The following is a 25,949-nucleotide window of genomic DNA, read 5'->3' as shown; positions in this document are numbered from 1 at the left end:
GAACTCCGCTGCACGAAAGGGTTCCCGTCGAGGGCGCACTCGGTGTGGCCATGCTGGCCGCAGCCGGGGGAGTCCTTTTACCACAACACAAATGAGTGTAGTTGCTGTACTAGATCCGGCAACGCCGGGACAGTGCTCGGCCGGGTTCCGATTCAGGACGCGGGGACCAGATAGAGCTGCGCTGTGCCGGACAGGGGTGCGGAGATGGTCCAGGTCGCCAGGTAGTTCGGTGGCGGGGTGCCGTTGATCCGCCGCAGAGCGAGGTCGAGTGGGCGTGGCCGTACGGTGTCGTCGAAGAATGCGAAGTTGACTCTGAGCAGCCCGCGCGTCAAGCGTCCGGTACGCGCTTCGAGCTCGGTGATCGCCTGGGGCATCAGTCCGCGGTCGGAGAACACGTCGATGATCGCGCAGCCGCAGGTGTAGGCCAGCACGCCGATCTCGTCGGCGCTTGCCACAGTCTTGCCACCGGCCAGCCGGGCGATGTCGCGCCCGATTTGAGCATACTGTTCGCTGGAGGTGTAGTTCGAGGTCAACGGAGCGAAGTCACGGGGCAGGCCGACGCGGGCGTACCCCGCCACGCCGGCCAGGAGCAAAGCTGCCACGAGGAGCAGGCTCAGTCCCCGTTCGGCCCGGCGTACGAACCCGGCGGTGGCGGCGCAGGCGAACACCGTCGCAGCGACAATGCCAGGTCCGTAGTACCAGTGGTACGGCGGCACCCGCAACTGAACGTACGCCAGGCTGTATACCGCTCCCGCCGCGGCGAGCACGGCGAACGGGAGCAGCCGGCGACTGGCGGAGTTTCGTCGCACCACCAGGATCAGCCAGTACAGCCCGGCCGGCAGCGCCAGCCCGACGGGCAGAAACGCCAGGACGGTCTGCCCGGGCATCCCCTGCCAGTACAGCCCGGGGCCATTGCCGAACTCCCACCGGCCCCAGGCCCGTCGCGCGCCCTGCAACGTCTTGATGACCACCGTGTCCGGCACCGCCGCACCCAATACCACCCAGCTGAACACGAACCACGGCGCCGCGACCAGCACCGCGACACGCACACTGCGCCGGACATCGACCCAGGGCCGCCGCCGGGCCACGAAGATCACCACTGCGAAGATCAGGAGATCGACGCGGACCAACGCCACCATCCCCGCGACCAGACCGAACGCGGACGGACGCCGCTCCACGGAGAGGGCGAGCAGCCACGCGAGTCCCGCAGCGCCCAGCTCGACCTCCATCCCGATCGAGGACACCAACAGCGGGTTCACCGTCAGCGCGGTGATCGTGAGAACCGGGAACCAGCCCGGCAGGCCGGTGGCCGCGCCGAGCCGACGCAGGGCGAGCACCAGTAGCACCTGGCACACCACGTACAACGCGCCCGCGGCGAACACCGCGTCCCGCACCACGAACGTCAACACCGCCAGGCAGAGCACGTTCAGCGGCGAGGTCGCGGTGTTGGTGGTGCCCTCGGCCAGCAGCCCCCAGTGCCCGTGGAACGCGAGATTGCGGGCGTAGCTCAACGTGATGTAGGTGTCGTCGATCAGATGGACACGCACCAGCAGAAAAACCAGTGCCGACGCCACGGCCACCCCGATCGGCAACCCACCCGCCGAAGCGAACAAGACCCGCGACCGGTCGAGCACCGAGGACTCGTTGCTCGACCGACGCGTCAGCAACCCTGTCGCCATTATCGCTCTGCTCCTTGCACATCAGATATCTCGAACATTGACCACCAGCGCACACATTCGGTAGTGGACCGCGCAACCACGGATGAGGAACGCGGTTATCAGCGGCTCCGGACAGTCTCCGGGAGATCGAGAACATTCCCGTTCTTCAGGGTCACCCGGAAATGAAACGTGAAATGATCTGTCTCGCCCGATGAGAACGGTCGCTCGCTGCCTTTCACAGCGACCGTGCCATCGCGCAGGGAGGCGGGGGTCACCGAGTTGTCCGGTTCGATCAGTGAAACCGCGGTCACGTCGTCCGTCACGATCCCGAAGAAGAACTCCGGTTCGTGCAGACCGCTGAGGCCAGTGAAGGGGTCGAAGGGGCGCTCGGCGGTGAGCTTGGCGTAGCCGCCGCGCCTGCCGGTCATGTCGTTGACGTCGGCGCCCATCATGCCGACGGCTTTGCCGCCGTCGATGATGCAGACCGCGGCAGCCCTGTCATTGCGGATGACCAGGAAACCGTGCGGGGTGTCCGTATCGACGCCGGCGGCCGGTCGCCAGCTTTCCCGATCGGGCACCGCTATCCCGTCGGCGAGGGTGGCGTTCACGCAGTCCCTGACCAGCTTCATCTCCCCTGGGGCGGGGGTGGGCGTCGCCGGCTTGCCCAGGGCAAGAGACCCGGATCCGGCGCCGGCCGGGACCGCAGTGGTGCTGGGGCCCGTGTCGGGCGCCGGCCCGAACACCGCCGCGGCGGCGACCGCGAGGACACCGACCGCGGCGGCGGCCACCCATGGCTTGCCTGGCTTCCTGCGGCGCTCGCCGCCCCGTGAGGCCGCCAGTTGCGGCTCGAGCCGAGCCCACAGGGCGTAGCGCAGGTGATCGGGCATCGGGCGGTCCCGCGGCAGGTCGGAGTCGTCGGTCATCACAGCTCCTCGGTGGTGAGTGCGTCAAGGGGGGTGTCCCGCAGAAGGCCACGCAGGCGGCCGCGGGCCCGGGAAATCCGCGCGCGCACGCTCGGCTCAGCGATCCCGAGCACAGCCGAGGCTTCCGCGGTGGACAGACCGCCTAGCAGGCACAGTTCGACGGCCCGCCGCTCGGCGCGGGGCAGCGCGGCGACCGCGTCCAGAACCGCCCGCAACCTGCGGTCCGCGTCGACCTGGCCGGCCACGTCCTCGGCGTGATCACGCACGACGCCACCCCGTGGCAGGCGCGACAACGCACTGGCGAACCGGCCCAGCCTGCGTTGTTCACGGCGGGCCAGGTTGCTGGTCACGGTGTACAGCCACGGCCGCGCACTGTCATTCACCAACGTCACGTCACCGAGACGCCGCCACGCCGTCAGGAACACCGAGGAGGTCAGGTCTTCGGCCACCGACCACGACCCGGTCAGCCGGTAGGCGTAGTTCCACACTGCACCGGCATGCCGGCCGAACAACTCCCCGAACGCTGCGGTGCTGCCTTGGGCAGCCTGTTCCCATAACGTCCGGTCACTGCCGGCGGGAGGGGGTTCTGCGTCCGCGCTGCGGCCGGGCCGCATCCATCGCCCCCGCTCCTGATCTGCAATTGTCGTCACACCACCATGTCCCCGCCGGCCTCCGCAGCGTTGCGTCATGGGTGCGGTGGCTAGCGCGATGCCCTGCCGCCCACTCCGCCGGTGTCGCCGCTTCCGCAGGTCAAGCCGGCAATTTCGCCCGCGGAGCGGGTGAAACAGCCCGACGAGCCGTCATCGCGAACCGACGGGGCGTCGGCTTGTAAATGGTCAGCGCGCGGCGGCTTGTGCTGGTCAGGGCCGCCGAGATTGCCAAGGTCACGGTGACCAGGGTGAGGCCATGCCGGGGGGTGCGGTGTCGTGGTGAATGTTCGTCCGATGTCCGCCTGCCGGCTCTGCCTTGTCAGGCACCGTCCCCGATCGACGTGAGATGCCGTTCGAACCAGAGGTGGGCGACCACCACCGAGGCCATGCAGAGCACCAACGTGCGGCCGCCGGTACCGGTGGCGAACAAGCCGAGCAGAAGCGGGACCACGATGCCGGTGACGATCCGCGAAATCGTCCTCTGCAGATCGGAGCTGTGGCTGACGACGCCGGTGATCACGCCGAGGGCGAAGTACGCCGCGACAGCGCCGCACAGCAGCCAACGGCCCTGCTCGGGCAGTGGATCGGACCCGTGCTTCATCACCGCCGAGAGCGATACCGCCACCGTGGCCACGACGCCGCTGACCAGGCAGTGCAGGCCGAGGGCGGCACGAGCGGGGATCCGCCCGGCCCGCAAGTGGGGCAAACCGGCGTATCCGAAGACGACGGACAAGCCGAACATGCCGGCCAGCAGGACGAACGAGGCGAGTCCGGTGGCCAGTACGCCGAGGTCGTAGTGTGCTTCGGCCGCGGCGCCGATGACCTGCACCACCGATTCGCCGAGCACGATGATCATGAAGAGCCCGAGTCGCTCGGAGAAGTGCGCCGGATCGATCGACACCCCGTGAATCGCGGACGGGCTCCCCTCGGGGCGCACGCCGTGCATTGGCTGGTGCCGGATATCGGTGCGCTCGGTGAACCTCGACTGGACCTGCTTGAGGAGCTTGTCACCGGACACGGCCAGGATCAGCAGCAGGTCCAGGCCGATCCCGACCGCCCAGAGCACGAGCATCCACGGCCCGGGAACCCAGATCGACACGATCCAGGGCAGCAGTCCCGTCGAGTACTGCACTACCGGGAAGTCCAGCAGTACTTCGCCTTTGCGCCACGACCGGGATCCGTAGATGCGTGTTGCGATGTAGGCGATCGCAAAAACGGTCGGCGGGTGGGCATCGCCGTCGTGGCCGAGCACCGAATGCGCCACGCCCGGTACGGACGCGGCCATCACTCCGAGGCCGAACATGCCGATCATCAGCCGCACCACGCGGGCCTTCCCGGCCGCGACGTTGCTGTACAACATGAAAGTCGTCCACGACAGCCAGAAAGCCAGGAACAGCAACGCGTAAAGGCCCATTGCCGGGGCGTCCGGTCCGGAACCCAGGACGTGTGCCAGGGCTGCCACGCCGGCCACGGCCACCAGGTCGAAGAACAGCTCCGCCCAGCTTGCGTGCCGCTCGGTCCTTACGTCCTCGGGTTCGCCGGCGATGTTCGGGGCAGTCACGGACCTGGCAACTCCTCATGAAGGATCGTGGAATCCGCGGGGGATCGGGGTGCGCCGTCCAGGGACTGCAGACCCTGGTCGATGAAGTCGATCATCCAGGTGAAGCTGTCCTCGACGCCGACGTCGATCTGGAATCCGCTGGCCGCTTCCAGTGTCGCGAACCCGTGCAGCACGGTGCGCACCAGCCGCAGCACGTGGATCTTCTGGCCGGGATCGATCCCGTACCCGCGCACCATCGCCGCCCAGGAATCGAGCACCCGGTCGAGCGCCGCGATGAGCGGGTCGTCCGGCCCGGTCGGGCGGGCAGCGTTGCCCGCCGCGTACCGGCCGGGGTGTTGCTTCACATAGGCGCGCATCGCTTGGGCGCCGGCGGTGAGGGCGTCGCTGCCCGCCCGCCCCTGGATCGCGTCGCGGATGGTGTCGGCGAGCTCGTTCGCGGCCTGGACCGCGATGCGGTGGACGAGGTCGGCCTGGTTGGTGACGTGTTTGTAGAGCGACGGCGTCTTGACACCGAGCCGCTCGGCCAGCAGCCCCATGCTGAGCCGGGTGAACCCGAGTTCGTCGGCCAGCTCGGCACCGGCCTCGGTGACCGCGGCCGGGGTGAGCCCGGCCCTAGGCACGAGTCAACGTCCGGTCCAGGAAAGGCCGGGCCAGCGCGACGACCCGGTCGGGCGTCTGGACGTGCGGGTAGTGTCCGGCACCCTCGATGACCACCAGTTCGCCGAGACCTTGCGGCAGGTCGGCGATGATCTTCTCGCCCTCGGCGCGGGGGTCGGCCCAGTCGGGGTCGGCACTGCCCTCGATGACCAGGACCGGACATTCGACGTTGGCCAGCTGCGCTCCGGCGTCGGCCGGGCTGGTCTTGCACATGGCCTGCAGGACCTTCATCCGGCCCGGCTCGCGCAGTTTCGCCTCGATGCGGGCCAGTTCGCCGTCCCAGTCGGCGGGCTTGGCCGGCAATGCCACGTCGAGGTACTTCAGCCAGTTTTCGACTCTTCCGCGCATGATGACCTGGGCCATCTGGGTGTAGCCGGCCCGGAAGCGCTTGACCCGTACCAGTCCGGGAAGGTCGAAGGGCTGCGCGCGGGTGAACGGCGCCAGTTCGATGACGCCGGCGATGAGGTCGGGCGCGGTGGCGGCCGCGATGGTGGCGGCGCCGCCGCTGATCGACTGGCCGATGATCACGGCCGGGCCGCCGAGGTGGCGGACGAGGGCGACCAGGTCGCCGGCGATGTCGGTGCGGCTGTACCCGTCCCAGCCGAGGCTGGAGTCACCACAGCCGCGGATGTCGACGTTGGCGACCCGGTAGCCCTGGGCGGCCAGGGCGGGGGCGAGGAAGCGGTAGGAGTGGCGGCTGTCGCCGAGGCCGTGCGCCAGAACGACGAGAGGCCCCTGTCCGGTCACCTCGTAGGCGAGGGTGTTGCCGGCGATGTCCAGGTTCTCGGTCATGATGGTCTCCGTGACGTGGGCTAAAGGCGTTTGCCGTAAAGCTAGCGTCATTAGCCAAAGGGGTCAACACCTTTTCCCTATGTCCCGTGCCTCCGTGCTGCCGACCCGGTGCAACGACCGGCTGCCGGTCTGAACGGTGGATGTCCGGCCGAGGCTGAGGCGCTCGACGCCGCGGACGGTTCCGCACGGACGGCACCTCCTCGCGCGGATGTACCCGGCGACCAGTGAGCCCCTGCCCGTGCCGCCTCGGCTCGGCCTCCTCGCAGCGGTGGGTAGCTACCGCCTGGAGCTCGCGCGAAAACGCGCCCGCACCGCACCTCGCCGGCCCGACGACCCGGGGTGGCGTGGGGCCTGAAACTGGTGCAGCGGCAGTGAGGTCTCACAGTTCGTTCAAGGAGGCCATGCCCATGTCGTCGTCCGTGCCCCGGCCGCGAGATCCGCGACGCCGGCCACCGGCGTTATTCACGGTGACCCGCACACGTGAGGGAAGTGTGGTCACCGCCTCCGGCGAGCTCGACCTGACCGTCACCGATCAGCTCACTGCCCTGCTCGCCGAGGAACTGCGCCGGCAACCACCCGCGCTGATCTGTGACACGTCGGCGGTCGGGTTCTGCGCCGCACGGGTCCTGACCATCTTGATCAACACCGTCGCTGACGCGACCGTGGCTCGGGTGACGTTCGCCGTGGCCGGCCGCTCGCGAGCGCTGCTGCGGCCGATCGCCGCGCTTGACCTGGAGCAGGTTCTGTCTGTTCACCGCAATGTCACCGACGCGCTGAACTGGGTCGCGCTCGCGGCTCATCCGAACAGCCCGGACACCCGCTGAGATGTCTGAACTGACCTGCGGGTCATGGCAGAATTATCTTCACTCGTTCGTGTTTCAGTCGCGCGAAATAGAAACAGAGAGTCAGTGACCCTGTGCTGGACCGCCGCAACCGTGATAGCGGTTCCGGTGACCTGGCTGCCCAGCACTCGACTTCCGCCAGGGGACCGTTGCTTGAAGGCAGAGCTGACCGACTGCTGCCGCTTCTGAGAGTTCCCGAAGCGTCTCCGGCGCCAGGCCAGGTGTTCGGGCGAGGACCATCGGGGGGAGGGGGATGGTCGAGCCACCCGGGTACTTTAGCCGACAACCGATGCGGGAACGACGATCGTGCGATGACTTCGCTCGGACGGCGACACCCGCTTGCCAAATCCACCACCAGCTCGGCGGTTTCCGAACGCCTGCATGGCACGGGTACGCAGCGGTCATCGGTTGCGCATCGAGGGACCAGAGATGTCAGGGGCAGCGCGCTCGGGCCCCGCTGCCGCAGGTGAGCCGCGCCCAGACTGTCTTGCCGTCGGAGTCGGGGTCGTTGTGCACGCTCCAGGTGTCAGCGAGTTCGTGGATTACGGCCATGCCGTACCCCGAGGCGTCGTCGGGGGAGTCGGATCGCGAGGCGAGTGGGTGTGTGGGTGAGAGGTCGTCGACTTCGACGACGACCCGGCACGGCGTGGTCAGGGCGGTGATGCGGGCTCGGACCGGTCCGCCGCCGTGGAGGTAGGCGTTGGCGGCCAGTTCGTTGATCACGAGCAGCACGTCGTTGCGGTGTTCGGTGCCGAGGTGGGGAAGTAGCCGCGCGGCCCATCGGCGGATCGAGGCCAGCGCGGAGGGATCGGTGCCACGCAGGTCGATGACCCAGGGCGCGGCAGCACCGTCGACGTGGTCACCGCGCACCGGGCGGGTTCTCCGTCACCGCGCTCATCGATTCGGCGTACCTCGCGAGCTTCACGGCGGTCACAGCCGGAAGTGGACGCGGATGGTGGTGTCGCCGGGACTGGTGTGGAGGCGGACCAAGTCGGCCAGGTGGTTGACTAGCAGCAGACCGCGGTTGCGGTGTGCATCGGGTGTGACGGGGTGTCGGCCGGCCAGCGGGTCGGTCAGGGTGCCGTGGTCGTGGACTTGACACACGAAGTGCCCGTCTACGGTCCAGATCCGCAGTGTGCCGGAGCCGCCGCCGTGGTCGATGCTGTTGGTGACCAGTTCGGTGACGACCAGTTCCACGTCAGCGGCCCGGTCCGGTGACAATCCCGCGTGGCGTGCGTGGGTGCGGGCGAACGACCGGGCTTGGGCGAGGTTGGTGGTATCGACGGTGAGGTCGGCGGCGTCGACCGGTTCGGGCAGCGGCTGGTTGTAGCCGGCGATGATCGTCTCGGGGTCGTAGGCGCCGCTGGTTCGCTGACCGGTGCTGTCGATGAGCAGGGGATGGGTCATTTCGGCGTCGGTGAGTACCGCCGGGGGCAGGTTCTGGGTGTCGTAGGGGCAGAGGATGGTGACGTCCCGGCCGGTGAAGGCCAGGTTGATCAGGGCTTCGTGCTGGGCGCAGGCGGGGTATTCGTGGTCGCTGCGGTTCGGCCAGATCGGTTCGCCGATGATGCGGACGTGCTGGTCGGGGTGGGTGTCGGCGAAGGCGCGCAGCACGCCGGGGATGATCCGGCCCGGGTTGCGTCCGGCGACGCCCATGTCCATCAGCAGGACCGCCTCGGCGTCGGCGCCGAGTTCGGCGCGGAGCAGCGCGAGGTTGGCCGCGGGAACCGATACGGCGACAGGCACGTCCGCGGCGAGGCTGAATCGGATGAACGGGACGGTCCCTGCGAGGTACTCGTCGGCATCGCGGTAGAAGAGGGCCGGGTGGATGAACGGCTCGTGATGCTGCCCGACATGCTCGTACGCGCACCAGTACGGTCCACCCCGCGACGAGGTAACAACCTCCGGCGCCGAGTCCAGCGCGAGCTCCGCCGACCACCACAGCAGGTCCCCCGCCGCCGTCAGCCACCCCCCGCGCACGCACCCACCTCCGAAAGACAACGACCTCACCACGCAGTCTACCGACCACGCAGCGTGATTGTGTGACTTTGTAATGCGTGCGCGCATCGCCCGTGTGTGTCCGCGGCAAAGATCAGGCGTGCGAGGGTGAGGACCACTGATTGGTTCGGCATGTGGTCGGCTGAGGTGGTAGTGGCCTGGTCGCCGGTCACTGCGATGTGGGCGCGGCCAAACTCGCACCTTTGGCCGCGCGCTAACGAAGAGGTTGTGCCTGGTGTCGCGGTATACCAAGATACCAGCTGTGCTCTGGCGCGCAGTCTGCGTCTTCGTGGGCCTTCGTCCCCCGCCGTCGCTCGATGGAGCGGCCCCGGATCGACGTCCGGGCACACGCGCGCGGTTCGCCGCGTACTCACTCCACCGTCAACCGGAGGGTTACGTGTCCCAACAAGCAGATGTCTTATTCGGGCGGTCGCGCCGCCGCTCCCGGCGGCTGACCGTCGCACTGGCCGCAGCTTTCGCCGTAGTCACCCCGGCCGCGGTCGTCGCACTCGTCCCGGCGGCGTCCGCCGACACCGGGGCGGCAGCCCAAAGCGCCGCTGTCGCCGACGTCAACGACAGCTTCGATGGGGAGATCGGGTCCTCCCCGGCGGGGTGGACGGTGTCGTCCGGCGGGGGTACCGCCAGTGTGCAGCAGTCCTCGGACCTCGACCGGAGCTTGCGGTTGGAGGACACTTCGACGACCGCTTCGACGGTCATCGGCCACCCCCTGGGTACGAACAGGGCGACCGTCGTGGCGGGCATCCGGCTGCGTGCCGCTCAAACCACAGCGGTGATCGGCGTGCACCTGCGGGGTCGCGCAGGAGACGCGGCCACGGTGGCGATGGACTCGACGGGGCGGCTCTACACCTACGACGGCCGCAAGCGCGTGGACCTCGGTGCCTACCAGGCCGATCAGTGGTCGGACATCCGGATCGTGGCTCAGCCGGCCTCGGGCAAGTACAGCGTCTACCTGCGCGGTAAGCAGGTGGCCACCGGACTGGCCTTCCGCGTCCGAACCGACGCGATCACCGATCTCCGAGTCGGCGTCAGCAGGGAAAGCGTCGGCACCGCATGGGTCGACGACGTGCGCGTATTCGCCTCCTCTGCGCCGGAGGGCTGGAAGCCGGCGGGTGTCGTCAAACCTCGCACAGCCGCGCAGATCGGCACCTCGCAGCTGTTGTCCGGCTGCGAAACCACCGGCCGCAAGTACGCCCGCTTTGCCGAGTACCGAGACCAGCTGAGCGCGCTCGGGACCACCTCCTGCCGCGTGCAGCCCGAGTGGAACGCCGTCGAGGCCAGGGCGGACGGCAAGTACGACTGGACCACGGTGGATGAAATCGTCGACACGCTCCTCGCCGCCGGCATCCAGCCGTGGTTGCAGGTGTCTTACGGGAACTGGGCGTACGGGCAGAAGGGCATCCCCGCCGGTGGTGCGAACCTCGGCGCACCGATGCCGAGCGGGGCGGGCCTCGACGTCAACGAGAACTGGGTCAAGGCCATGGTGGAGCGCTACAAGCCCGGTGGCGTGCGCTACCAGGGACGCGGGCCGGGCTACGGCGTCCGGAACTGGGAGATCTGGAACGAGCCCAACAACCCTGCGGCGCCCTCGACCATCGCCTCGGACTACGCGGCTTACTACAAGCGTATGGGCTCCGCGATCCGGCAACTGGAGCCGAACGCGGTGATCTTCGGCGGGGAGTACGGCCTCGACGTCGCCTTCGCCGACCACTTCATGGCCGCTCTCAAGGCCGCGAAGGACAACGACGAGGCGGACGGCGACACGGTCAGGCAAGCAGCCCGGATCGGCCTGGTGGACGGGTTCTCCTACCACCCGTACAGCAACTACCCGGACAATCCCGTGCTCTACAATTCGATGGCTTCGCTGCGCCAGGTCTTAGCGAAGTACTCACCGAAAATCGTCATCCGGCAGGGCGAAAACGGCGCTCCCAGTACCGCGGGCACCGTAGGTGCCTTCGCGAACGACGCCTTCACCGAGTACAGCCAGAACTCCTACGACCTGCGCCGGATCCTCGGCGATCTCGGTGTCGGCGTCAGCACCGAACTGCTCGGCACCGTCGACCTCTGGTACAAGTGGACGCCGAGCAGTGCCCCTCAGATCAACTCGAAGGGCCTCGTCGCGGCGACCTCGGACCTGAAAGCGACCTACACCAAGCGGTCGTACTACGGCGTGCAGAACGTCGCCGCGCTGTTCGACAGCACCCTGCGGCCGGTAGCGCGGCTCGAGGTCTCCGACGACGTCACGAAGAAGTCGCCGATCCAAGGCTTCGAGTACACCACTTCGGGAAGCGGTACCCGGACCGTCGCCGCGCGGGCGTTCACGAGGATCGGCAGCGGCGAGCAGGCCGTCGCACTCTGGTTCGGCGGCGACCCGGCGCAGCAACCCCGGTACGACAGCACGGGCAAAGAGATCGACATCGCTTCGCGACCCGACCGGGCACCGAACGAGGACCGGGCCACGAAGCCGGTCTCGGTGACGTTCCCGAAGCTGACCATAAGCCACCCGCGCCTGGTCGACCTCACCACCGGGCTCATCTACGAAATCCCGGCCCGTGCCGTGACACGCCACGGGGATTCGGTCACCATCACCGGCCTGCCGATCGGTAACACCCCGGTCGTGATCGCCGATCGCTCGATCACCGGCTGACGCCGCGACGCCGGAAGGGGACGTCACCACCGACGGTCCCCTTCCGGCGTTGCGCGAACCCTGGCTGGGCTGCCTGCGGGGACATCCTCGCGCTCGGTGTCGCGGTATACGATGGGTGACATGCCTTCGGACGCCGCTCCCGCCTTCGACGCCCGCCGCAAGCCCGCGAAGGGTGGCGATCTCAGCGACCTGCTCCCGAAGCAGATGCCGGCCTCCCGGTCCGATGCGGTGCTCGAAGCGTTGCGCCGGGCGATTCTCGGCGGCATCTTGAAGCCGGGCCAGCCGCTCGTCGAACGGGAATTGGCCGAGTCGCTCGGCGTGTCGAAGACGCCGGTACGCGAAGCGCTCAAGCAGGTCGGCACGACCGGCCTCGTCGAGGTGGTGTCGTTCCAGGGCGTGCGAGTGCGCGAACTGGACGCGGACTTCGTGGAGAAGCTCTACACGGCACGGTTGATCACCGAGCCGGCCGCGGTCCGGTTGGGTGTGCAACGAACCGGTGCGACCACACTGATCGCCGCCCGCGCGGCCCTCGCCGAGGCCGCTGGGTTTGCTGCTGCCGGTGATGTGTCCGGCTTGGGGATCGCGAACCGGAATTTCCACCGGGTGGTGTACTCCACCTGCGAAAACAGCTTCCTGTGCGACTTCCTCGACCGGCTCCAGGACCTCACGGCGTTCGCTGCGACGACCGGTTGGCGGCTGCAGGCGACTTATGAGCAGGAGGCGGGGGAGCACCAGGGCATCCTGGACGCGGTCGAGGCGGGGGACGCCGACGTCGCTGAGCGCCGGTCCAGAGAGCACGTGGAGTCGGCGTCGCGGACGTTGGCCGAGGCGTTGCGAGACCAGTTAGGCCACTAAATCGGTCGTGCGTCCGTGTGGCGCCGGTGGCACGGCCACCGGCGCCACGTCGGGTCAGCTCTTCCGAGCGCGCTTGCGGCGCGTGAAGAGGACGAGGAACACCCCCGCCGCCAGCGCCAGTGCGCCGACAGCGGCCGCGGTGATTACGTCCGCGCCGGTGAAGGCGAGGCCGTCCGCCGGCTTGCCGTCGGAGGCGTTGGCCACCTCCGTCGTGACGGCAGCGGTTGCCGTCGTGGGGTCGGCGGCTGTGGTGCTCTGCGCCGCATTGCCGGCCGCCGGCGCCTCGGACGTGGCCGCCGGTGCTTCCGCCTTCGCCGGGGCGCCCTTGACCAGTTCGAGCGCGCCACGGTCCAGCGCGGAGCCGGCCTTGCGCGGCCGGCCGGAGAGATCCTGGGCAGGCAGGTCGAACGCCGTGCCGGAGTCGATCGCGGGTGACCCCTCGGCCGGGCGGAAGTCGGCGGTGGCCGGGTCGGTGCTCGCTTTGGTCAGCTTGGGGTCGGTGACGAGGTCGTGCGGTCCCATCGTTTCGGGCTTCTTGCCGCCGAAGTAGATGTTGTAGTCGTAGGTGACGTCGGTGTTCTTGTTGGTGGAGTTGGCCGGCTTGTCCGGGCTCATCACCGAGATGTTGTTGAGTACCCGGACATCCGTGCTCTGCGCGGCGAAGATGTTGGCGTAGCCCTCCATGTTCGTGCTGCGGGAGTTGCGGTAGGCGGTGTTGTTCACGATGTCGACGTGCTGCGACTTGAAGGAGTGGATGCCGGATCCGCCGTTGTCGAAGGACACGTTGCCCGCCACCAGGACGCGGCCTTGGTAGTCGGGATCCTGGGTGTCCTTCGCCTTCAGGGTGTCGATGATGATTCCGTTGCCGTCGGAAAACCGGCCGATCTTGACCCAGGGCACCTTGGTCTCGTTGTCGTACACGGTGTTTTCGGTGATCCGGATCTTGTACCGGCTCGGGTCGCCGTGGTCGGAATCCAGTGCGCGCAGGATTGAGATCCCGCTGCAGCCGTACTCGGTGAACCAGGAGTTGGCGTGCACCTGGTTGTGGTCGATCGTCACGTGGTCGGCGTCGATCGCGGAGATGCCCGCGCCCGGGCAGTGGTGCACGTGGTTGCCGGTGATTTCCAGGTCGTGGGCCTGCGCGCCGGACTTGGGGTCCTTGGTCGCGCTGACGCAGTTGGTGTTGAACACCGGTTTCGCCTGTCCGGCCTGCTGCCGTGCCTGGCCGAGGTCGATGTTCTTCGCGTTGCCTGCGATCTCCAGGTTCCGGATCCGGATGAACGACGCACCGGCGATCTGGATGCCGTTCCATCCTGTGACCGGGTGGATCACGGGGTGGTGACCGGGGACCGGTTCGAACGTGATCGGCGCACCGGGCTTGCCCGAACGTTTGATGTGCACGACGTCCCAGCCCGCACCGGATTCCTGGTAGGTGCCGTTCATCAGCTGGACGGTGTCGCCGGGATCGGTGACGTCCGCGGCTTTCTGGACCGTCTTGAACGGTTGGTCCACTGAGGTGCCGGTACTGGCGTCGGAGCCGGAAGGGCTGACGTAGTAAGTGGTTCCGGCGGCGTGGGCGGTCCCGGCCGTCAGAAGGCTCAGCGACAGGGCGCCGGCTCCCGATGCCGCGACGAACCGCAGGAGTGGGTTGGCTTGCACGAATTTCCTCTCGGAGTGATGCGCCGCGAGTGTGCCGCACGGCTGGACGACCACACAAGCGACGAAGGTATTCAGCTTGGCTCCACCGAAGCCCGGCAGGGAAAACCCTGACAGGAAAGCGATTCCTGAGGCTGGAGCGTTCCGGGGCGCGGTGACCGAGCCGTTGAGGAGGCGATGGTAGCGCAGCCGGAGAACTTGGGAAACTCTGCTGCGCAACGAGTTTCGAATCAGAAATCCTTTTCCGGAGCGACTTTCCAGTAGGTAGCGGCTCGCGGTTGGTTGACCCTCAGGCCGGATCGCGGGTCCATCGGCCGTTCACCCGGCGGGGAATGCCCCAGGGGTTGTCGCGGCGCAGCGGTTGTGGCAGCAGGGAATCGGGAGTGTCCTGATAGGCCACCGGCCGCAACCAGCGGTTGATCGCGTTCGCCCCGACGCTCGTGTGCAGGGGCGCGGTGGTCGCCGGCCAGGCTCCGCCGTGGTGCATGGCCGCGGTGACCGCGACACCGGTCGGCCAGCCGTTCCACACCAAGCGGCCGGCATCGAGGTCGGCGTGGACGGCCTGAGCGACCTCATCGCCGGTTTCAGCGTGGATGGCGGCGGCCAGGCTCGGCCGGAGCGTGCGCAAGGTCGCGCGCAGATCCTCGACGGAGGCGTACTCCACCACCAGCGCCGCCGGGCCGAAACACTCTTCCGCGGGCTGAGTGCGCAGTGCTTCGGCGGTCGTCGCGAATAGGCTGGGGGCGATCTGCTCATCCGGTGACGGGGCAACGACTGTCCGGACGCCGGGCGCCGAGGCCAGGCCGCGAATCGCGGCGAGGTACCCCTCCCGGATCCACGGCCCCAGCATTTCCGCCGGTGCGACCTCCTGCACCGCGGCGCGCAACGAATCCTCCAAGTCGTGCCCCGCGGGCAGGAACAGCAGCCCCGGCTTGGTGCACAGCTGCCCGGCGCCCAGCGCGTACGAGGCGACGAAGGCCCGCACGATGTCCTCACCCCGAGCTTCCAACGCAGCCGGGGTGACCACCACCGGGTTGACCGAACCCAGCTCGCCGTAGAACGGAATCGGATCCGGCCGGCTGACGGCGAGGTCGAACAAGGCCCGGCCACCCGCGGTGGACCCGGTGAAACCCACCGCTTTCATCCGGGGGTCACGAACGAGCGCTTGACCTGCCTCTCGTCCGGTCACCAGGGACAGCACTCCCGGCGGAAGTACGTCGGCGGCCAGTTCGAAGGTCAGCGCGGAAAGCCTCGGGTGCCCCTCGTGGGCTTTCACCAGCACCGGGCAGCCGGCGGCCAGCGCGCTCGCGGTGTCCCCGCCGAGCACGGAGAACGCGAACGGGAAGTTGGACGCGGAAAACACGCCCACCGGGCCGAGCGGGGTCAACACTCGCCGCAGGTCCGGATGACCGGCGGGCGGGGGACCGGACACGGGCGGGTCGATCACCGCGTCGAGGTAGCCGCCCGCGACCACGACGTCGGCGAACGCCTGCAGCTGGAACCGTGTGCGGTCGACTTCGCCGTTGAGTCGCGCGGTATCGATGTGCGTTTCCCGGTTCGCGACCGACACCAACGTCGAGCGATGGTCTCCGATGGCGGCGGAGAGCTTTCGTAGCAGCCGGGCCCGTTCGCCGGGGGTGGAGTCTGCGAAGGACCTGAAAGCCAGCTGGGCTGCCTCGGCGGCCTCGGAGACCGGGTCTATCTGGGGGATGATGTGCATCTAACCCTCACCGTCTGGTTGTTGACCAGCGGAAATCGGAATTTTCGCCGGTAACTCTTGCTTTTGGTATGCCGGTATACCACCATACCGCCATGCCCCTTCGCGATGTGACTCGAAGCACCGACGACGCCCGAGCGCCGTTGGACGGCGCCGCGTTGAGCGCTCTTCTCCCCACCCAGATGCCGGCTTCACGCGCCGACGCCGTCTACGCGACCTTGCGCCGGGCGATCCTCGACGGTGTGCTCCTGCCGGGTCAGCCGCTGGTGGAACGGGAACTCGCCGAAATGCTCGGCGTCTCGAAGACGCCCGTGCGCGAGGCGCTCAAGCAGGTCCGCTCGACCGGACTGGTCGAGGTGGTGTCGTTCCAGGGCGTCCGGGTGCGTGAGCTCGACGCCGAATTCGTGCGCAAGCTTTACACCGCGAGGGCGATCACCGAACCCGCCGCCGTCCGGCTGGCCGTGATCCGGATGGGCGCCGCCCGGCACGCCACCGCGCACGACGCGCTCGACACCGCCGCGGCGTGTGCGGTCCGCGAGGACAGAACCGGCATGGGCATCGCCAACCGGCGTTTCCACCGCGAGCTGTACACGGCGTGCGACAACCCGTTCCTGTCCGACTGCCTCGATCGCCTGCAGGACCTGACTGCGTTCGCGGCGACGACCGGGTGGCGGCTGAAAGCGACGTTCGAGGAAGAGGCGGCGGAGCACACCGCGATCCTCGACGCGGTCGAGCGCGGCGACGCCGACCACGCCGAGCGACTGGCGTTGGTGCACATCGAGAAGGCGTCGACGACGTTGGCCGCCGCGTTTCGCGATCTGGATGGTCCGGATGCACGTTGATCTCTTCGCCCATCCGGTCTCGTTCAGGCACGGCGTGTCCCGGGCGGCAGGGCGGATCGCAGCGACCGGAGTGGACGGCGTCGCCCTCGCCCTGTCCTACCACAGCGGCCGGTGGCTGCTGACCACCAGCGAACCCGGCGCGGTTGTCGACCTCCCGGCCGGGCGGTACTTCCCGGCACCCGGAGCCGACCTGCTGGGTCAGTCCAAGGTGGACGACAGTGGCTCGGCGATCGTCGAGGCCATCGTGGCCAGTGGACTGCGCGCCACCGGCTGGGTCGTGGGGCTGCACCAGTCGGCGATCGCCCGCCGGCGCCCGGACCTGGCCCTGGTCAACGTCCTCGGCCACCACTACCGGCACGCACTGTGCCCGGCTCGCCCGGAGGTGGTCCGCTTCGCCGGAGCACTGGTGGCGGGCGCCGCCCGCACCGGCGTGTCCCGGTTGGAACTCGAAGCGTTCGGCTACCTCGGCTGGGCTCACCAGGGACCGCACGAAAAGGTGGGTGCGCTCTTGCGTCCCGCCGACCGGTGGTTGCTGTCGCTGTGCGTCTGCGGGGCGTGCGCAGGCCGCTTCACCGCCGCGGGCGTGGATGTCCGCGAACTGGCGGCCCGGGCCACGACCGCCGTGCGCGCCCAGCTCGCCACCCCTCGTCCGGCCGCACCCGACACTGGGACCGATCTCGACGCGGTGCTCGGCGAGCCGCTGCACGATGCGGTGCTGCGGGTCCGGGCCGAAGTGACGCGGGACGTGGTCGCCGCCACGGTCGACGCGGCCGGGCCGGTACCCGTCTGGCTGCGCGCCACGGCCGACCCCTACGGCTGCGCCGGCAAAACCGCCGGGAACCTCGCGGACCTCGTCGCGCTCGGGGTCGGGCTCACGGTCACGGACCTCTCCGGTGACCTCGACGCGCTGCGGCGGGAAGTGGCCGCCGCGAGGGCGTTCACCCCGCGAGTCGGCGTGGGCTGGAGCCTGTTCGCTTCCGCGACCCCGACCCGGGCGCACCTCGAAGCCGCTGCTTCGGCCGTTGCCGGGGTCGACACGTTCTCGCTGTACCTGCACGACCTCGTACCCGCCGAGCGATCGGCCTGGCTGCGGGAACTGTCCACCGGGCGCGGCCGTCCCGCGCTCCAGACCACAGGGGAGGTCCGCTCGTGACGGCCTACCTGATCCGCCGGCTCGCCCAGCTCGTGCCCGTCCTGCTGGTGGTGTCCATGGTGTTGTTCGCGCTGCTGCGCCTGCTCCCGGGCGATCCCACCGCGGCGATCCTCGGCCAGGACGCCAGTGCCGCCGACCGCGCCGCGCTGCGGGCGGACCTCGGGCTCGACGCGCCGGTGTGGAAGCAGTACTTCGACTGGATCACCGGGGCGTTCACCGGCAACCTCGGCCGATCCTGGCTCACCGGCGAGGACGTGGCCTCGGTGATTGCCGACCGCCTGCCCGCCACGGTCGAACTCGGGATCATCGCCTTGGTGCTGACCATCGTGGTCGGGTTGCCCGCCGGCATCCTCGCCGCGGTCCGCAACCGGACCAAGACCGACGCCGCCATGACGACCGCGAGCGTGTTCGCCCTGTCCACGCCGCACTTCTACCTGGCCACGCTGCTGATCCTGGTGTTCGGCCTGTGGCTGCGGGTGCTGCCGGCGTCCGGGTACGTGCCGTTCACCGACGACCCGCTGGGCAATCTGCAGCACATGGTCCTGCCGGCCATCACCGTCGGGGCGACGATCATCGCGGTGGTGCTGAGGCAGACCCGCGGTTCGCTGCTCGCGGCCCTGGGCGAGGACTACGTCCGCACCGCCCGCGCGACCGGACTCGCGACCCGCCGGGTCGTCACGGTGTACGCATTGCGCAACGCCGTGGTGCCCGTCGTCACCGTGACGGCGCTGCAGATCGGCGCGCTGATGAGCGCGACGGTCGTCACCGAGACGATCTTCACGCTCCCGGGGATGGGCACGCTGGTCGTCAACTCGATCTTCAGCCGCGACCTGCCGGTGGTCCAAGGCTCGGTGCTCGTCGTCGTGGTCTTCGTGCTGCTGGTGAACCTCGTCGCCGACCTCCTCTACGCGTGGCTCGACCCGCGCATCACCTACTAGGAGCCGATATGACGACGACGAAGTCCCCGTTGCGGGAACGCCCGCTGCTCGACGCGCTGCGCCGTGACCGGCGTGCCTGGTTCGCCGTGCCGGTGCTCGCCCTGGTCGTCCTGGGTGCGGCCCTCACGCCTTTCCTCACCCGCGCGGTCGCCGAAACGGACACCGACCACCTGTTCTCCGGTCCGTCCGCGAGGCACCTGCTCGGCACCGACGACCTCGGCCGCGACATCTTCGTCCGCGTGATCGCCGGGTCGCTGGTGACCCTCCAGGTCGCCACGATCGCGGTCGGCGTCGCCCTCGTCCTGGGCACCGCGCTTGGTCTGCTCGCCGGGTACCGCGGCGGAGTGCTCGACGCCGTGCTGATGCGCATCACCGACGGTCTGCTGGCTTTCCCGCTGCTCGTGCTCGCCTTGACCGTGGTCGCCGCGCTCGGTCCCGGGCTGCGCAACGCCCTCATCGCCATCGCCGTGGTCACCACCCCCCGCTTCGCCCGGCTCGTCCGCGGCGAAGTGCTGTCCCTGCGCACCCGCGAATGGGTCGCGGCAGCCCGCATCGTCGGGGTCAGCACGCCGAAGATCCTGCTGCGCCACCTGCTCCCGCACCTGGCGGGCACCCTGCTCGTCTTCGCCGCGCTCCAGGCGTCGACCGCCATCATGGCGGAGGCATCGCTGAGCTTCCTCGGCCTCGGCGTCCAGCCACCCCAGCCCGGGTGGGGCGGCATGGTGGCCGCCGGCACCGCCCACCTGGAGGCCACCTGGGCGCTGAGCGTGTTCCCCGGCTTGGCGATCCTCCTCACGATCGCCGCGTTCAACCTGCTCGCCGACGCCCTGCGCGACGCACTCGACGCGCACCGCCCGGTACTCACCCCGATCCGCTAGGACATCCACTCCGTCGCACGCAAAGGATCCACTGCCGTGTCCTCCCTCCGCCTTTCCCGGCGTGCCCTCGTCACCGGCATCGCCGCCACCCTCCTCGCCACCACCGCCGCCTGCGGAGGTGACGCCGCCTCGCCGGCCGGTTCGCCGAAGTCCGGCGGCACCCTGACCATCGGCTTCGACAACGAGCCCACCACCCTCGACCCGGCGTTCTCCAGCCAGATCTCCTCCGACCGCAACGTCCTCAACCTCTTCTACGACTCGCTGCTCCGGCAAAACCGGGACGGCGCCTTCGCGCCGGCGTTGGCCGAGAAGTGGGCGGCCGCCGACAAGACGCTCACCTTCACCCTGCGTGAAGGCGTCAAGTTCCACGACGGCACGGTGTTCGACGCCGCGGCCGTGAAGGCGAACCTCGACCGGGTGCTGGATCCCGCCACGAAGTCGACGAAAGCCAGCGCTCTGGCGACGGTCGCGGCGGTCACCGCCGTCGACGCCAAGACCGTGCGGCTGGACCTGAAACAACCGGACCCGCTGCTGCTGGTGCAGCTCGCCCACGAAGCGGGCATGATGGTTTCCCCGGCGGCGTTGAAAGCCAAGGGCAAGGACTACGGCCGCGGCCCGGTGGGCACCGGCCCCTTCACCTTCGACCAGTGGCGCTCCAAGGTCCAGCTCTCGGCCAACCGTAACGGTTCCTACTGGGCCAAGGCGGCCGACGGCTCCGCGCTGCCCCGGCTGAGCAAGGTCGTCGTCCGGTTCATCACCGAACCCAAGGTGCTGCGCACCGAGCTGGCCACCGGTGGCGTCCAGCTGGTCCGCGCCCTCCCGCCCGAGGAGTTCACCCAGCTCGACGGCGACAAGAACATCACGATGGAGGACACGGGCGTCCGCCGCTCCTACTACGTCGCGCTGAACACCACCCGCGCGCCGTTCAACGATCCGAAGACGCGTGCCGCGTTCGCCGCCGCGATCGACCGGGCCGCCATCGGCAAGGTCGCCGCCGCGGGCCAGTTCGACCTGGCACCCTCGTTCGCGACCAAGTCCGACTGGTACTACGACGGCTCACTCGCCCCGGCCGCGCACGACCCGGCGGCGGCCAAGGCGGCGCTCACCACGCCCGTTTCGATCACCGTGCTGGCCCGCCGCCGCGCACCGGACCCGTCGATCGCCGAACTGCTGCAGGCGCAGCTGGGCGCCGTCGGCTTCACCGTGAAGTCGGAGGTGCTCGAACTGCAAACCCAGCTCGACCGGATGCGCAAACAGGACTTCGACGCCGCCGTGCTCGTGGCCGACGTGCCCCGGCTGGACCCGTCCCTGTCGTTCGACCCGTACTTCACCAGCACGGGCTCCAACAACTGGTCCGGCTTGAAGGACACCCAGCTCGACGGCCTGCTCGCGACGGCTCGGGGTACCGACGACAAGGCCGCCCGCACGAAGGCCTACGTCGACGCCCAGCGCCGGATCCTGGCCGAGAACTACTGGACGTTCCTGCACCAGGCGAAGTCGCCGCTCGTCCGCCGCACCGCGCTCCAGGGCGTCGTGCTGAACGTCGACGGCCAGTGGCGCCTCGACGAAGCCTCCCTGGACCGCTGAGGACACCGATGAGCCTGCTGCACGTCACCGATCTCTCCGTCACCTTCACCGGCCGGCCGGGCCAAGACCCGGTCCGCGTCGTCGACGGCGTCGACCTCTCCCTCGACGCCGGGGAAACCCTCGCCGTCGTCGGGGAGTCCGGGTCGGGAAAGACCGTCACCGCACTGAGCCTGCTGGGCCTCAACGCCGGCTGCGTCACCACCGGGTCCGCCTCGGTGGACGGCCGGGAAGTCATCGGACTGGACGAAAAGTCGTGGCGGGAGGTGCGCGGCAGCACCGTGGCGATGGTCTTCCAGGACCCCGCGGCCGCGCTGAACCCGTTGCTCACCCTGGGCGTCCAGATCTCCGACGCGGTTCGCGCCCACGAGCCGATGTCGAAGGACAAAGCTCGCCGGCGCGCCGTGGATGCCCTGGAGATGGCCAGGATGCCGGAGCCGCACCGGCGGCTCGGCCAGTACGCGCACGAGCTGTCCGGTGGCATGCGCCAGCGCGCGGCGATCGCCATGGCGATCGCCGCGCGGCCCCGGCTGCTCATCGCGGACGAGCCCACCACCGCGCTCGACGTGGCCGTGCAGAGCGAGATCATGGCCATGCTGGGTGCGCTGTGCACCGACCTCGACATGGGCGTCGTGCTCATCACCCACGACCTCGGCGTGGTCGCCGGGTACGCCGACCGGATCGCCGTGATGTACGGCGGCCGGGTGGTGGAGACAGGACCGGCCAAGGACGTCCTGGACGACCCGCGGATGCCGTATACGCAGTCGCTTCTCGCCGCAACCCCCCGGCTGGACAGCCCTGCCCGGCAACGGCTCACCGCGATCGGCGGACGGCCACCGGAACCGCGGGACCGGCACGCCGGGTGTGCGTTCCAGCCGCGGTGCCCGGTCGCCGTCGACGACTGCGCGCACACCCGGCCGGCCCTGGCCCCGGTCAACGACACGCAGAGCGCCGCGTGCCTGCTCGTCGAACAGCGCCCGAAACTCGAGCCACCGGTCCACTCCGTACTCGCCGGGCCGGCGGTCGAGCCGGTAGTGCTCGCGTCGTTCGACGCCGTGTCGCTGAGCTACCCGATCCGGACCGGTGTGCTGCGCCGCGTCACCGACCACGTGCACGCGGTGCGTGAAGTCGACCTGCGGGTGACGGCGGGGCGTACCCTCGCGCTCGTCGGCGAGTCCGGGTCGGGCAAGACCAGCCTGACGAAGATGTTGCTGCGCCTGGAGAAGCCGGACAGCGGCACGGTGACCTACGCCGGGATCGACGTCACCCGGCCGACGCCCGGCCAGCTGAAGGTCCTGCAACGCGAAGTGCAGGTGGTCTTCCAAAACCCGTACGCGAGCCTGGATCCCAGGATGCGCGTACGTGAACTGATCGCCGAGCCGATGCGAGTGCACGGCTTGGAACCCGATCCCGAAGTGCTGATGGGACTGTTGCGTGACGTGGGGCTGAACGCTACCGCCCTCGACCGCTATCCGGCGGCGTTCTCCGGCGGCCAGCGGCAACGCATCGCCATCGCCCGCGCGCTGGCGTTGCGCCCCAAGCTGATCGTCTGCGACGAGGCCGTCAGCGCTCTCGACGTCTCCGTCCAGGCGCAGGTGCTCAACCTGCTCGCCGACCTGCAGACGCGGCACGGCGTCGCCTACCTGTTCATCACCCACGACCTGGCCGTCGTCCGGTCCGTGGCGCACGACATCGCCGTCATGCGGCACGGACAGCTCGTCGAAACCGGCCCGGCCGAGCGCATCTACGAGGACCCGCAGCACGAGTACACCCGCTCGCTGCTGGCCGCCGCGCCCGGCCACCCCACCCCCCACGAAAGGAGCACCGCGTGACCCGCATCACCGGGGTCCGATTGACGACGGTCAACACACCGCGCCACAACAGCATCACCTGTGGGCACGTCCTGGTCGAGCTGCACACCGACACCGAACACGTCGGCCTGGGCGAGATGTCCGACTTGCAACACCTGCCGCGCTTCCACTTCGACATCCCCGAACTCGCCGCGACCCTGGAAGACTTGCTCATCGGCGTGAACCCGTTGCACACCACGGAAGTCGAACGCCGGCTCGAGACGAACTTCCCGCAGGCGGGGTACATCTACGACAAGAGCCGTGCCATCAAGTGCGGCGTCGACATCGCGGTGTGGGACCTCGCCGCCAAGATTCAGGGGCTCCGGGTCTGCGACCTGCTCGGTGGGCAGGTTCGCGACTCCGTGCCGATTGCGTACCCGGTGTTCCGCCAGCAGGACGAGGCGGACGTCGAGCGCAACCTCGCGATGGTCGAGCGCCGGCTCGGCGAGGGTTTCGAGTGGTTCCGTGTCTACGTGGGCCGCCGTCTGGACCTGGACGAGCGGTTCCTGCGGGAGGCCCGCGCCCGGTTCGGTGACCGGTTCGCGATCAAGTCGCTCGATTTCTCCAACCTCCTCGACGCCAAGTCCGCCTGCCGCTTCGCCGAACGGGTGGCGGACGTCGGCTACGACCTCATCGAGGCACCGGCGCCCAACCACGACATCCGCGGCCTGGGCTACGCCCGCAGCCGCCTCCCCGTGCCGATCAGCGAGCACGTCTACGGAAACCGGTGGGCACTGGAGCTGGTCGCGGCGGACGCGGTCGACGTGTTCAACGTCAGCGTGATCGCGATCGGCGGCATCACCCCGGCGCGCCGGATCTTCGCCATCGCCGAGGCCGCCGAGAAGACCTGCCTGGTCGGGACGACCCAGGAACTGTCGATCGGCACCGCCGCCGCGGCCCACGTCGCCATGGCCATGCCGGCGGTGACGCTGCCCAGCGACCCGGTGGGCCCGCTGCTCTACACCCGCGACGTGGTGCGCGACCCCGTCCGGTACGACCACGGCCGCCTGCGCGTGCCGGACGGGCCAGGCCTGGGCATGCAACTCGACCCCGACCTGGTGGCGGCCGCTGCCGGCGCCCTGACGTGGCGGCACACCACCGCCGACGCGGTGGTCGACCGACAGCAGGTGACGTCGTGAGGCGATTCGCCGACCGCGTGGTGCTCGTCACCGGCGGCGCGCGGAACATCGGGCTCGCCATTTCCGAACGCTTCGCCGCCGAGGGAGCCGCCGTCGCGGTCAACGGCCCGGACGCCGAGGAGGCCGAGGCCGCGGCGGTGGCCCTGCGCGCCCGGGGGCACCGGGCTGTGGCCTGCCCGGCCGATGTGTCGGACGCGGCCGAGGTGACGGCGGCGGTCGCCCGGGCGGTTGCGGAGTTCGGGCGGCTGGACTTCCTGGTCAACAACGCCGCGTTGCCGACGTTCGCCCGCGGGAGCCTGGCCGATCTGGACCCCGCCGACTGGGACCGCAGCTTCGCCGTCAACGTCCGCGGCGTTTTCCTTGCCACCGCGGCGGCCGCGCGGGTCATGGCCGCCGGTTCCGCGGTCGTCAACATTTCGTCGATCGGTGCCACGCGGGCCCACTTCGGCACCATCGCCTACGACGCCGGCAAGGGCGCGGTCGAGGCCGCCACCCGGGCGATGGCCGTGGACCTCGCCGCGCATGACATCCGCGTCAACGCGGTGGCTCCGGGACCGATCGCCAACGACCGCTTCGCCGCGCTCACCTCCGAGCAACAGCGGTCGCGTGCCGCGCCTGTGCCGCTTCGCCGCGTCGGAACCGGGGCAGACGTGGCCGGGGTGGTCGCGTTCCTGTGCTCGTCCGACGCCGGCTACGTCACCGGGCAGGTGATCACCGTTGACGGTGGTGTCACCGCGCAGGCCCGGCCCCCGGGCGCGGACCCGACCCTCGAACCCGCCGCACCGACACCAGGAGAAGGACACCGGCCGCATGACTGACACCCGCGCCAACACCCTCGATCCGCACGATCTCGCCGCCCTCGCCGAGGCGGGTACCGCCACGGTCACCACCCAGCTGTTCAAGCTCGGCTTGCGCAACACCTTCCTCGCCGGGCTGCGCGCCTACGGCCGGCCGGAAGGCCGCATGGTCGGCGAGGCGTTCACCCTGCGTTACATCCCGGCCCGCGAGGACATCGACGTCCTCGACGTCTTCGACGACTACGACCACCCCCAGCGGCTCGCCGTCGAGTCCGTGGGACCAGGCCAGATCCTGGTGGTCGACAGCCGCAACGAGGGGCGTGCGGCCTCGGCCGGCCACATCCTCATGACGCGTCTGCTCGCCCGCCGCGCGGCCGGCTTCGTCACCGACGGCACCCTGCGCGACATCGCCGGTATCGACGAGTTGACGATGCCAGTCTACGCCACCGGAGCGGCCGCGATGACGAACCTCGCGCTGCACCACGCCGTCGACCTGCAGGTCCCGGTCGGCTGCGCGGGCGTCGCGGTGTACCCGGGTGATGTGCTGCTCGGCGACGCGGACGGCGTCGTGTGCATCCCCAGGCACCTCGTACCCGTCATCGCGCACCCCGCACGCGAGCAGGAGGAACTGGAAGCATTCCTCCAGGCCCGCGTGGCCGCTGGTGCGCCGCTGCGCGGCACCTACCCGCCCAACGAGGCGACCTTGCGCGCCTACCGCGACACCGACCGCGCCTCCGCGGCGGCCTCGTAACCGGGACCGTGCCGGTGGACGGCGGGACCATCCCACCCGCCGT

Annotated in this window: 22 protein-coding genes; 12 read left to right on the top strand and 10 right to left on the bottom strand. The window is 69.5% G+C overall.

Annotated features, from left to right (window positions below):
* Positions 1–152: 152 nt before the first annotated feature.
* The 6 genes from C2L58_RS28785 to C2L58_RS28760 all read right to left on the bottom strand — a co-directional run bounded on the left by C2L58_RS28785 (position 153) and on the right by C2L58_RS28760 (position 6,241).
* On the bottom strand, positions 153–1,634 hold the full coding sequence (locus tag C2L58_RS28785) for a hypothetical protein (protein ID WP_233225998.1): 1,482 nt from the start codon (positions 1,632–1,634) through the stop codon (positions 153–155).
* A 143-nt stretch (positions 1,635–1,777) separates the two neighbouring features.
* Positions 1,778–2,581 carry a hypothetical protein gene (locus tag C2L58_RS28780; RefSeq protein ID WP_103340807.1) on the bottom strand — a complete coding sequence of 268 codons (804 nt, stop codon included), beginning with the start codon at positions 2,579–2,581 and terminating at the stop codon, positions 1,778–1,780.
* The gene (locus tag C2L58_RS28775; RefSeq protein ID WP_103340806.1) at positions 2,581–3,195 is read right to left on the bottom strand and encodes an RNA polymerase sigma factor; all 615 of its coding nucleotides are present in this window, start codon (positions 3,193–3,195) and stop codon (positions 2,581–2,583) included. Before C2L58_RS28775 ends, C2L58_RS28780 begins: the two co-directional genes overlap by 1 nt.
* 355 nt (positions 3,196–3,550) lie before the next feature.
* Positions 3,551–4,792, bottom strand: coding sequence for a low temperature requirement protein A (locus C2L58_RS28770; protein ID WP_103340805.1), 1,242 nt, complete (start codon positions 4,790–4,792; stop codon positions 3,551–3,553).
* Positions 4,789–5,412: a TetR/AcrR family transcriptional regulator gene (locus C2L58_RS28765; RefSeq protein WP_103340804.1), complete on the bottom strand. Its 624-nt coding sequence runs from the start codon at positions 5,410–5,412 to the stop codon at positions 4,789–4,791. The genes C2L58_RS28770 and C2L58_RS28765 overlap by 4 nt, the downstream gene beginning before the upstream one ends.
* Positions 5,405–6,241 (bottom strand): alpha/beta fold hydrolase, encoded by an 837-nt coding sequence (locus C2L58_RS28760; protein WP_103340803.1) that lies wholly within the window; start codon positions 6,239–6,241, stop codon positions 5,405–5,407. The genes C2L58_RS28765 and C2L58_RS28760 overlap by 8 nt, the downstream gene beginning before the upstream one ends.
* A gap of 491 nt (positions 6,242–6,732) precedes the next feature.
* Between C2L58_RS28760 and C2L58_RS28755 the strand changes: the two genes are divergently transcribed.
* Positions 6,733–7,065 carry an STAS domain-containing protein gene (locus C2L58_RS28755; protein WP_103340802.1) on the top strand — a complete coding sequence of 111 codons (333 nt, stop codon included), beginning with the start codon at positions 6,733–6,735 and terminating at the stop codon, positions 7,063–7,065.
* A 450-nt stretch (positions 7,066–7,515) separates the two neighbouring features.
* On the opposite strand, the gene C2L58_RS28750 is transcribed toward C2L58_RS28755, so the two are convergent.
* Positions 7,516–7,953: an ATP-binding protein gene (locus tag C2L58_RS28750; protein ID WP_103340801.1), complete on the bottom strand. Its 438-nt coding sequence runs from the start codon at positions 7,951–7,953 to the stop codon at positions 7,516–7,518.
* 60 nt (positions 7,954–8,013) lie between these two features.
* Positions 8,014–8,913: a sensor histidine kinase gene (locus tag C2L58_RS28745; protein ID WP_233225999.1), complete on the bottom strand. Its 900-nt coding sequence runs from the start codon at positions 8,911–8,913 to the stop codon at positions 8,014–8,016.
* Between the two features lie 565 nt (positions 8,914–9,478).
* On the opposite strand from C2L58_RS28745, the gene C2L58_RS28740 reads away from it, so the two are divergent.
* Both C2L58_RS28740 and C2L58_RS28735 read left to right on the top strand, forming a co-directional pair.
* Positions 9,479–11,746 (top strand): hypothetical protein, encoded by a 2,268-nt coding sequence (locus C2L58_RS28740; RefSeq protein WP_146073707.1) that lies wholly within the window; start codon positions 9,479–9,481, stop codon positions 11,744–11,746.
* A gap of 120 nt (positions 11,747–11,866) precedes the next feature.
* Positions 11,867–12,601, top strand: coding sequence for a GntR family transcriptional regulator (locus tag C2L58_RS28735; protein ID WP_103340818.1), 735 nt, complete (start codon positions 11,867–11,869; stop codon positions 12,599–12,601).
* Positions 12,602–12,655: 54 nt separating this feature from the next.
* Here the strand turns inward: C2L58_RS28735 and C2L58_RS28730 are convergent, their stop codons facing one another.
* Entirely contained in the window at positions 12,656–14,260 is a 1,605-nt protein-coding gene (locus C2L58_RS28730) for a right-handed parallel beta-helix repeat-containing protein (protein WP_103340799.1), read from the bottom strand.
* Positions 14,261–14,546: 286 nt separating this feature from the next.
* On the bottom strand, positions 14,547–15,977 hold the full coding sequence (locus C2L58_RS28725; RefSeq protein ID WP_103340798.1) for an aldehyde dehydrogenase (NADP(+)): 1,431 nt from the start codon (positions 15,975–15,977) through the stop codon (positions 14,547–14,549).
* Between the two features lie 92 nt (positions 15,978–16,069).
* Between C2L58_RS28725 and C2L58_RS28720 the strand changes: the two genes are divergently transcribed.
* From C2L58_RS28720 to C2L58_RS28680, 9 genes are read left to right on the top strand one after another with little or no spacing between them, the layout of a single operon-like run.
* Positions 16,070–16,816: a GntR family transcriptional regulator gene (locus C2L58_RS28720; RefSeq protein WP_158264190.1), complete on the top strand. Its 747-nt coding sequence runs from the start codon at positions 16,070–16,072 to the stop codon at positions 16,814–16,816.
* Positions 16,806–17,969 (top strand): hypothetical protein, encoded by a 1,164-nt coding sequence (locus C2L58_RS28715; protein WP_146073705.1) that lies wholly within the window; start codon positions 16,806–16,808, stop codon positions 17,967–17,969. Before C2L58_RS28720 ends, C2L58_RS28715 begins: the two co-directional genes overlap by 11 nt.
* Positions 17,966–18,907, top strand: a complete 942-nt coding sequence (locus C2L58_RS28710; protein WP_103340795.1) for an ABC transporter permease — start codon at positions 17,966–17,968, stop codon at positions 18,905–18,907. Before C2L58_RS28715 ends, C2L58_RS28710 begins: the two co-directional genes overlap by 4 nt.
* Before the next feature lie 8 nt (positions 18,908–18,915).
* Positions 18,916–19,785, top strand: a complete 870-nt coding sequence (locus C2L58_RS28705) for an ABC transporter permease (RefSeq protein WP_103340794.1) — start codon at positions 18,916–18,918, stop codon at positions 19,783–19,785.
* Positions 19,786–19,821: 36 nt separating this feature from the next.
* A complete protein-coding gene (locus C2L58_RS28700; RefSeq protein ID WP_103340793.1) occupies positions 19,822–21,372 on the top strand; it encodes an ABC transporter substrate-binding protein in 1,551 nt (516 codons plus the stop codon).
* 8 nt (positions 21,373–21,380) lie between these two features.
* A complete protein-coding gene (locus C2L58_RS28695; protein ID WP_103340792.1) occupies positions 21,381–23,201 on the top strand; it encodes a dipeptide ABC transporter ATP-binding protein in 1,821 nt (606 codons plus the stop codon).
* Entirely contained in the window at positions 23,198–24,358 is a 1,161-nt protein-coding gene (locus tag C2L58_RS28690; RefSeq protein ID WP_103340791.1) for a mandelate racemase/muconate lactonizing enzyme family protein, read from the top strand. The genes C2L58_RS28695 and C2L58_RS28690 overlap by 4 nt, the downstream gene beginning before the upstream one ends.
* Complete coding sequence (locus C2L58_RS28685) at positions 24,355–25,176, top strand: SDR family NAD(P)-dependent oxidoreductase (RefSeq protein ID WP_103340790.1); 822 nt, start codon at positions 24,355–24,357, stop codon at positions 25,174–25,176. The genes C2L58_RS28690 and C2L58_RS28685 overlap by 4 nt, the downstream gene beginning before the upstream one ends.
* Positions 25,169–25,906, top strand: coding sequence for a ribonuclease activity regulator RraA (locus C2L58_RS28680; protein WP_103340789.1), 738 nt, complete (start codon positions 25,169–25,171; stop codon positions 25,904–25,906). Before C2L58_RS28685 ends, C2L58_RS28680 begins: the two co-directional genes overlap by 8 nt.
* Positions 25,907–25,949: the final 43 nt, after the last annotated feature.

This window comes from Amycolatopsis sp. CA-126428, from assembly GCF_002904335.1.
Classification (GTDB): Bacteria; Actinomycetota; Actinomycetes; order Mycobacteriales; family Pseudonocardiaceae; genus Amycolatopsis.
Note: the sequence above shows the minus strand (reverse complement) of the source record. Positions and strands in the feature narration are given on the sequence as shown.

Bases quoted from the DNA above. Each gene is read 5' to 3' on its own strand.
- C2L58_RS28680 (WP_103340789.1), top strand. From the start codon at position 25,169: ATGACTGACACCCGCGCCAACACCCTCGATCCGCACGATCTCGCCGCC.
- C2L58_RS28725 (WP_103340798.1), bottom strand. From the start codon at position 15,977: ATGCACATCATCCCCCAGATAGACCCGGTCTCCGAGGCCGCCGAGGCA.
- C2L58_RS28720 (WP_158264190.1), top strand. From the start codon at position 16,070: ATGCCCCTTCGCGATGTGACTCGAAGCACCGACGACGCCCGAGCGCCG.
- C2L58_RS28775 (WP_103340806.1), bottom strand. From the start codon at position 3,195: ATGCGGCCCGGCCGCAGCGCGGACGCAGAACCCCCTCCCGCCGGCAGT.
- C2L58_RS28715 (WP_146073705.1), top strand. From the start codon at position 16,806: ATGCACGTTGATCTCTTCGCCCATCCGGTCTCGTTCAGGCACGGCGTG.
- C2L58_RS28735 (WP_103340818.1), top strand. From the start codon at position 11,867: ATGCCTTCGGACGCCGCTCCCGCCTTCGACGCCCGCCGCAAGCCCGCG.
- C2L58_RS28760 (WP_103340803.1), bottom strand. From the start codon at position 6,241: ATGACCGAGAACCTGGACATCGCCGGCAACACCCTCGCCTACGAGGTG.
- C2L58_RS28780 (WP_103340807.1), bottom strand. From the start codon at position 2,581: ATGACCGACGACTCCGACCTGCCGCGGGACCGCCCGATGCCCGATCAC.
- C2L58_RS28705 (WP_103340794.1), top strand. From the start codon at position 18,916: ATGACGACGACGAAGTCCCCGTTGCGGGAACGCCCGCTGCTCGACGCG.
- C2L58_RS28695 (WP_103340792.1), top strand. From the start codon at position 21,381: ATGAGCCTGCTGCACGTCACCGATCTCTCCGTCACCTTCACCGGCCGG.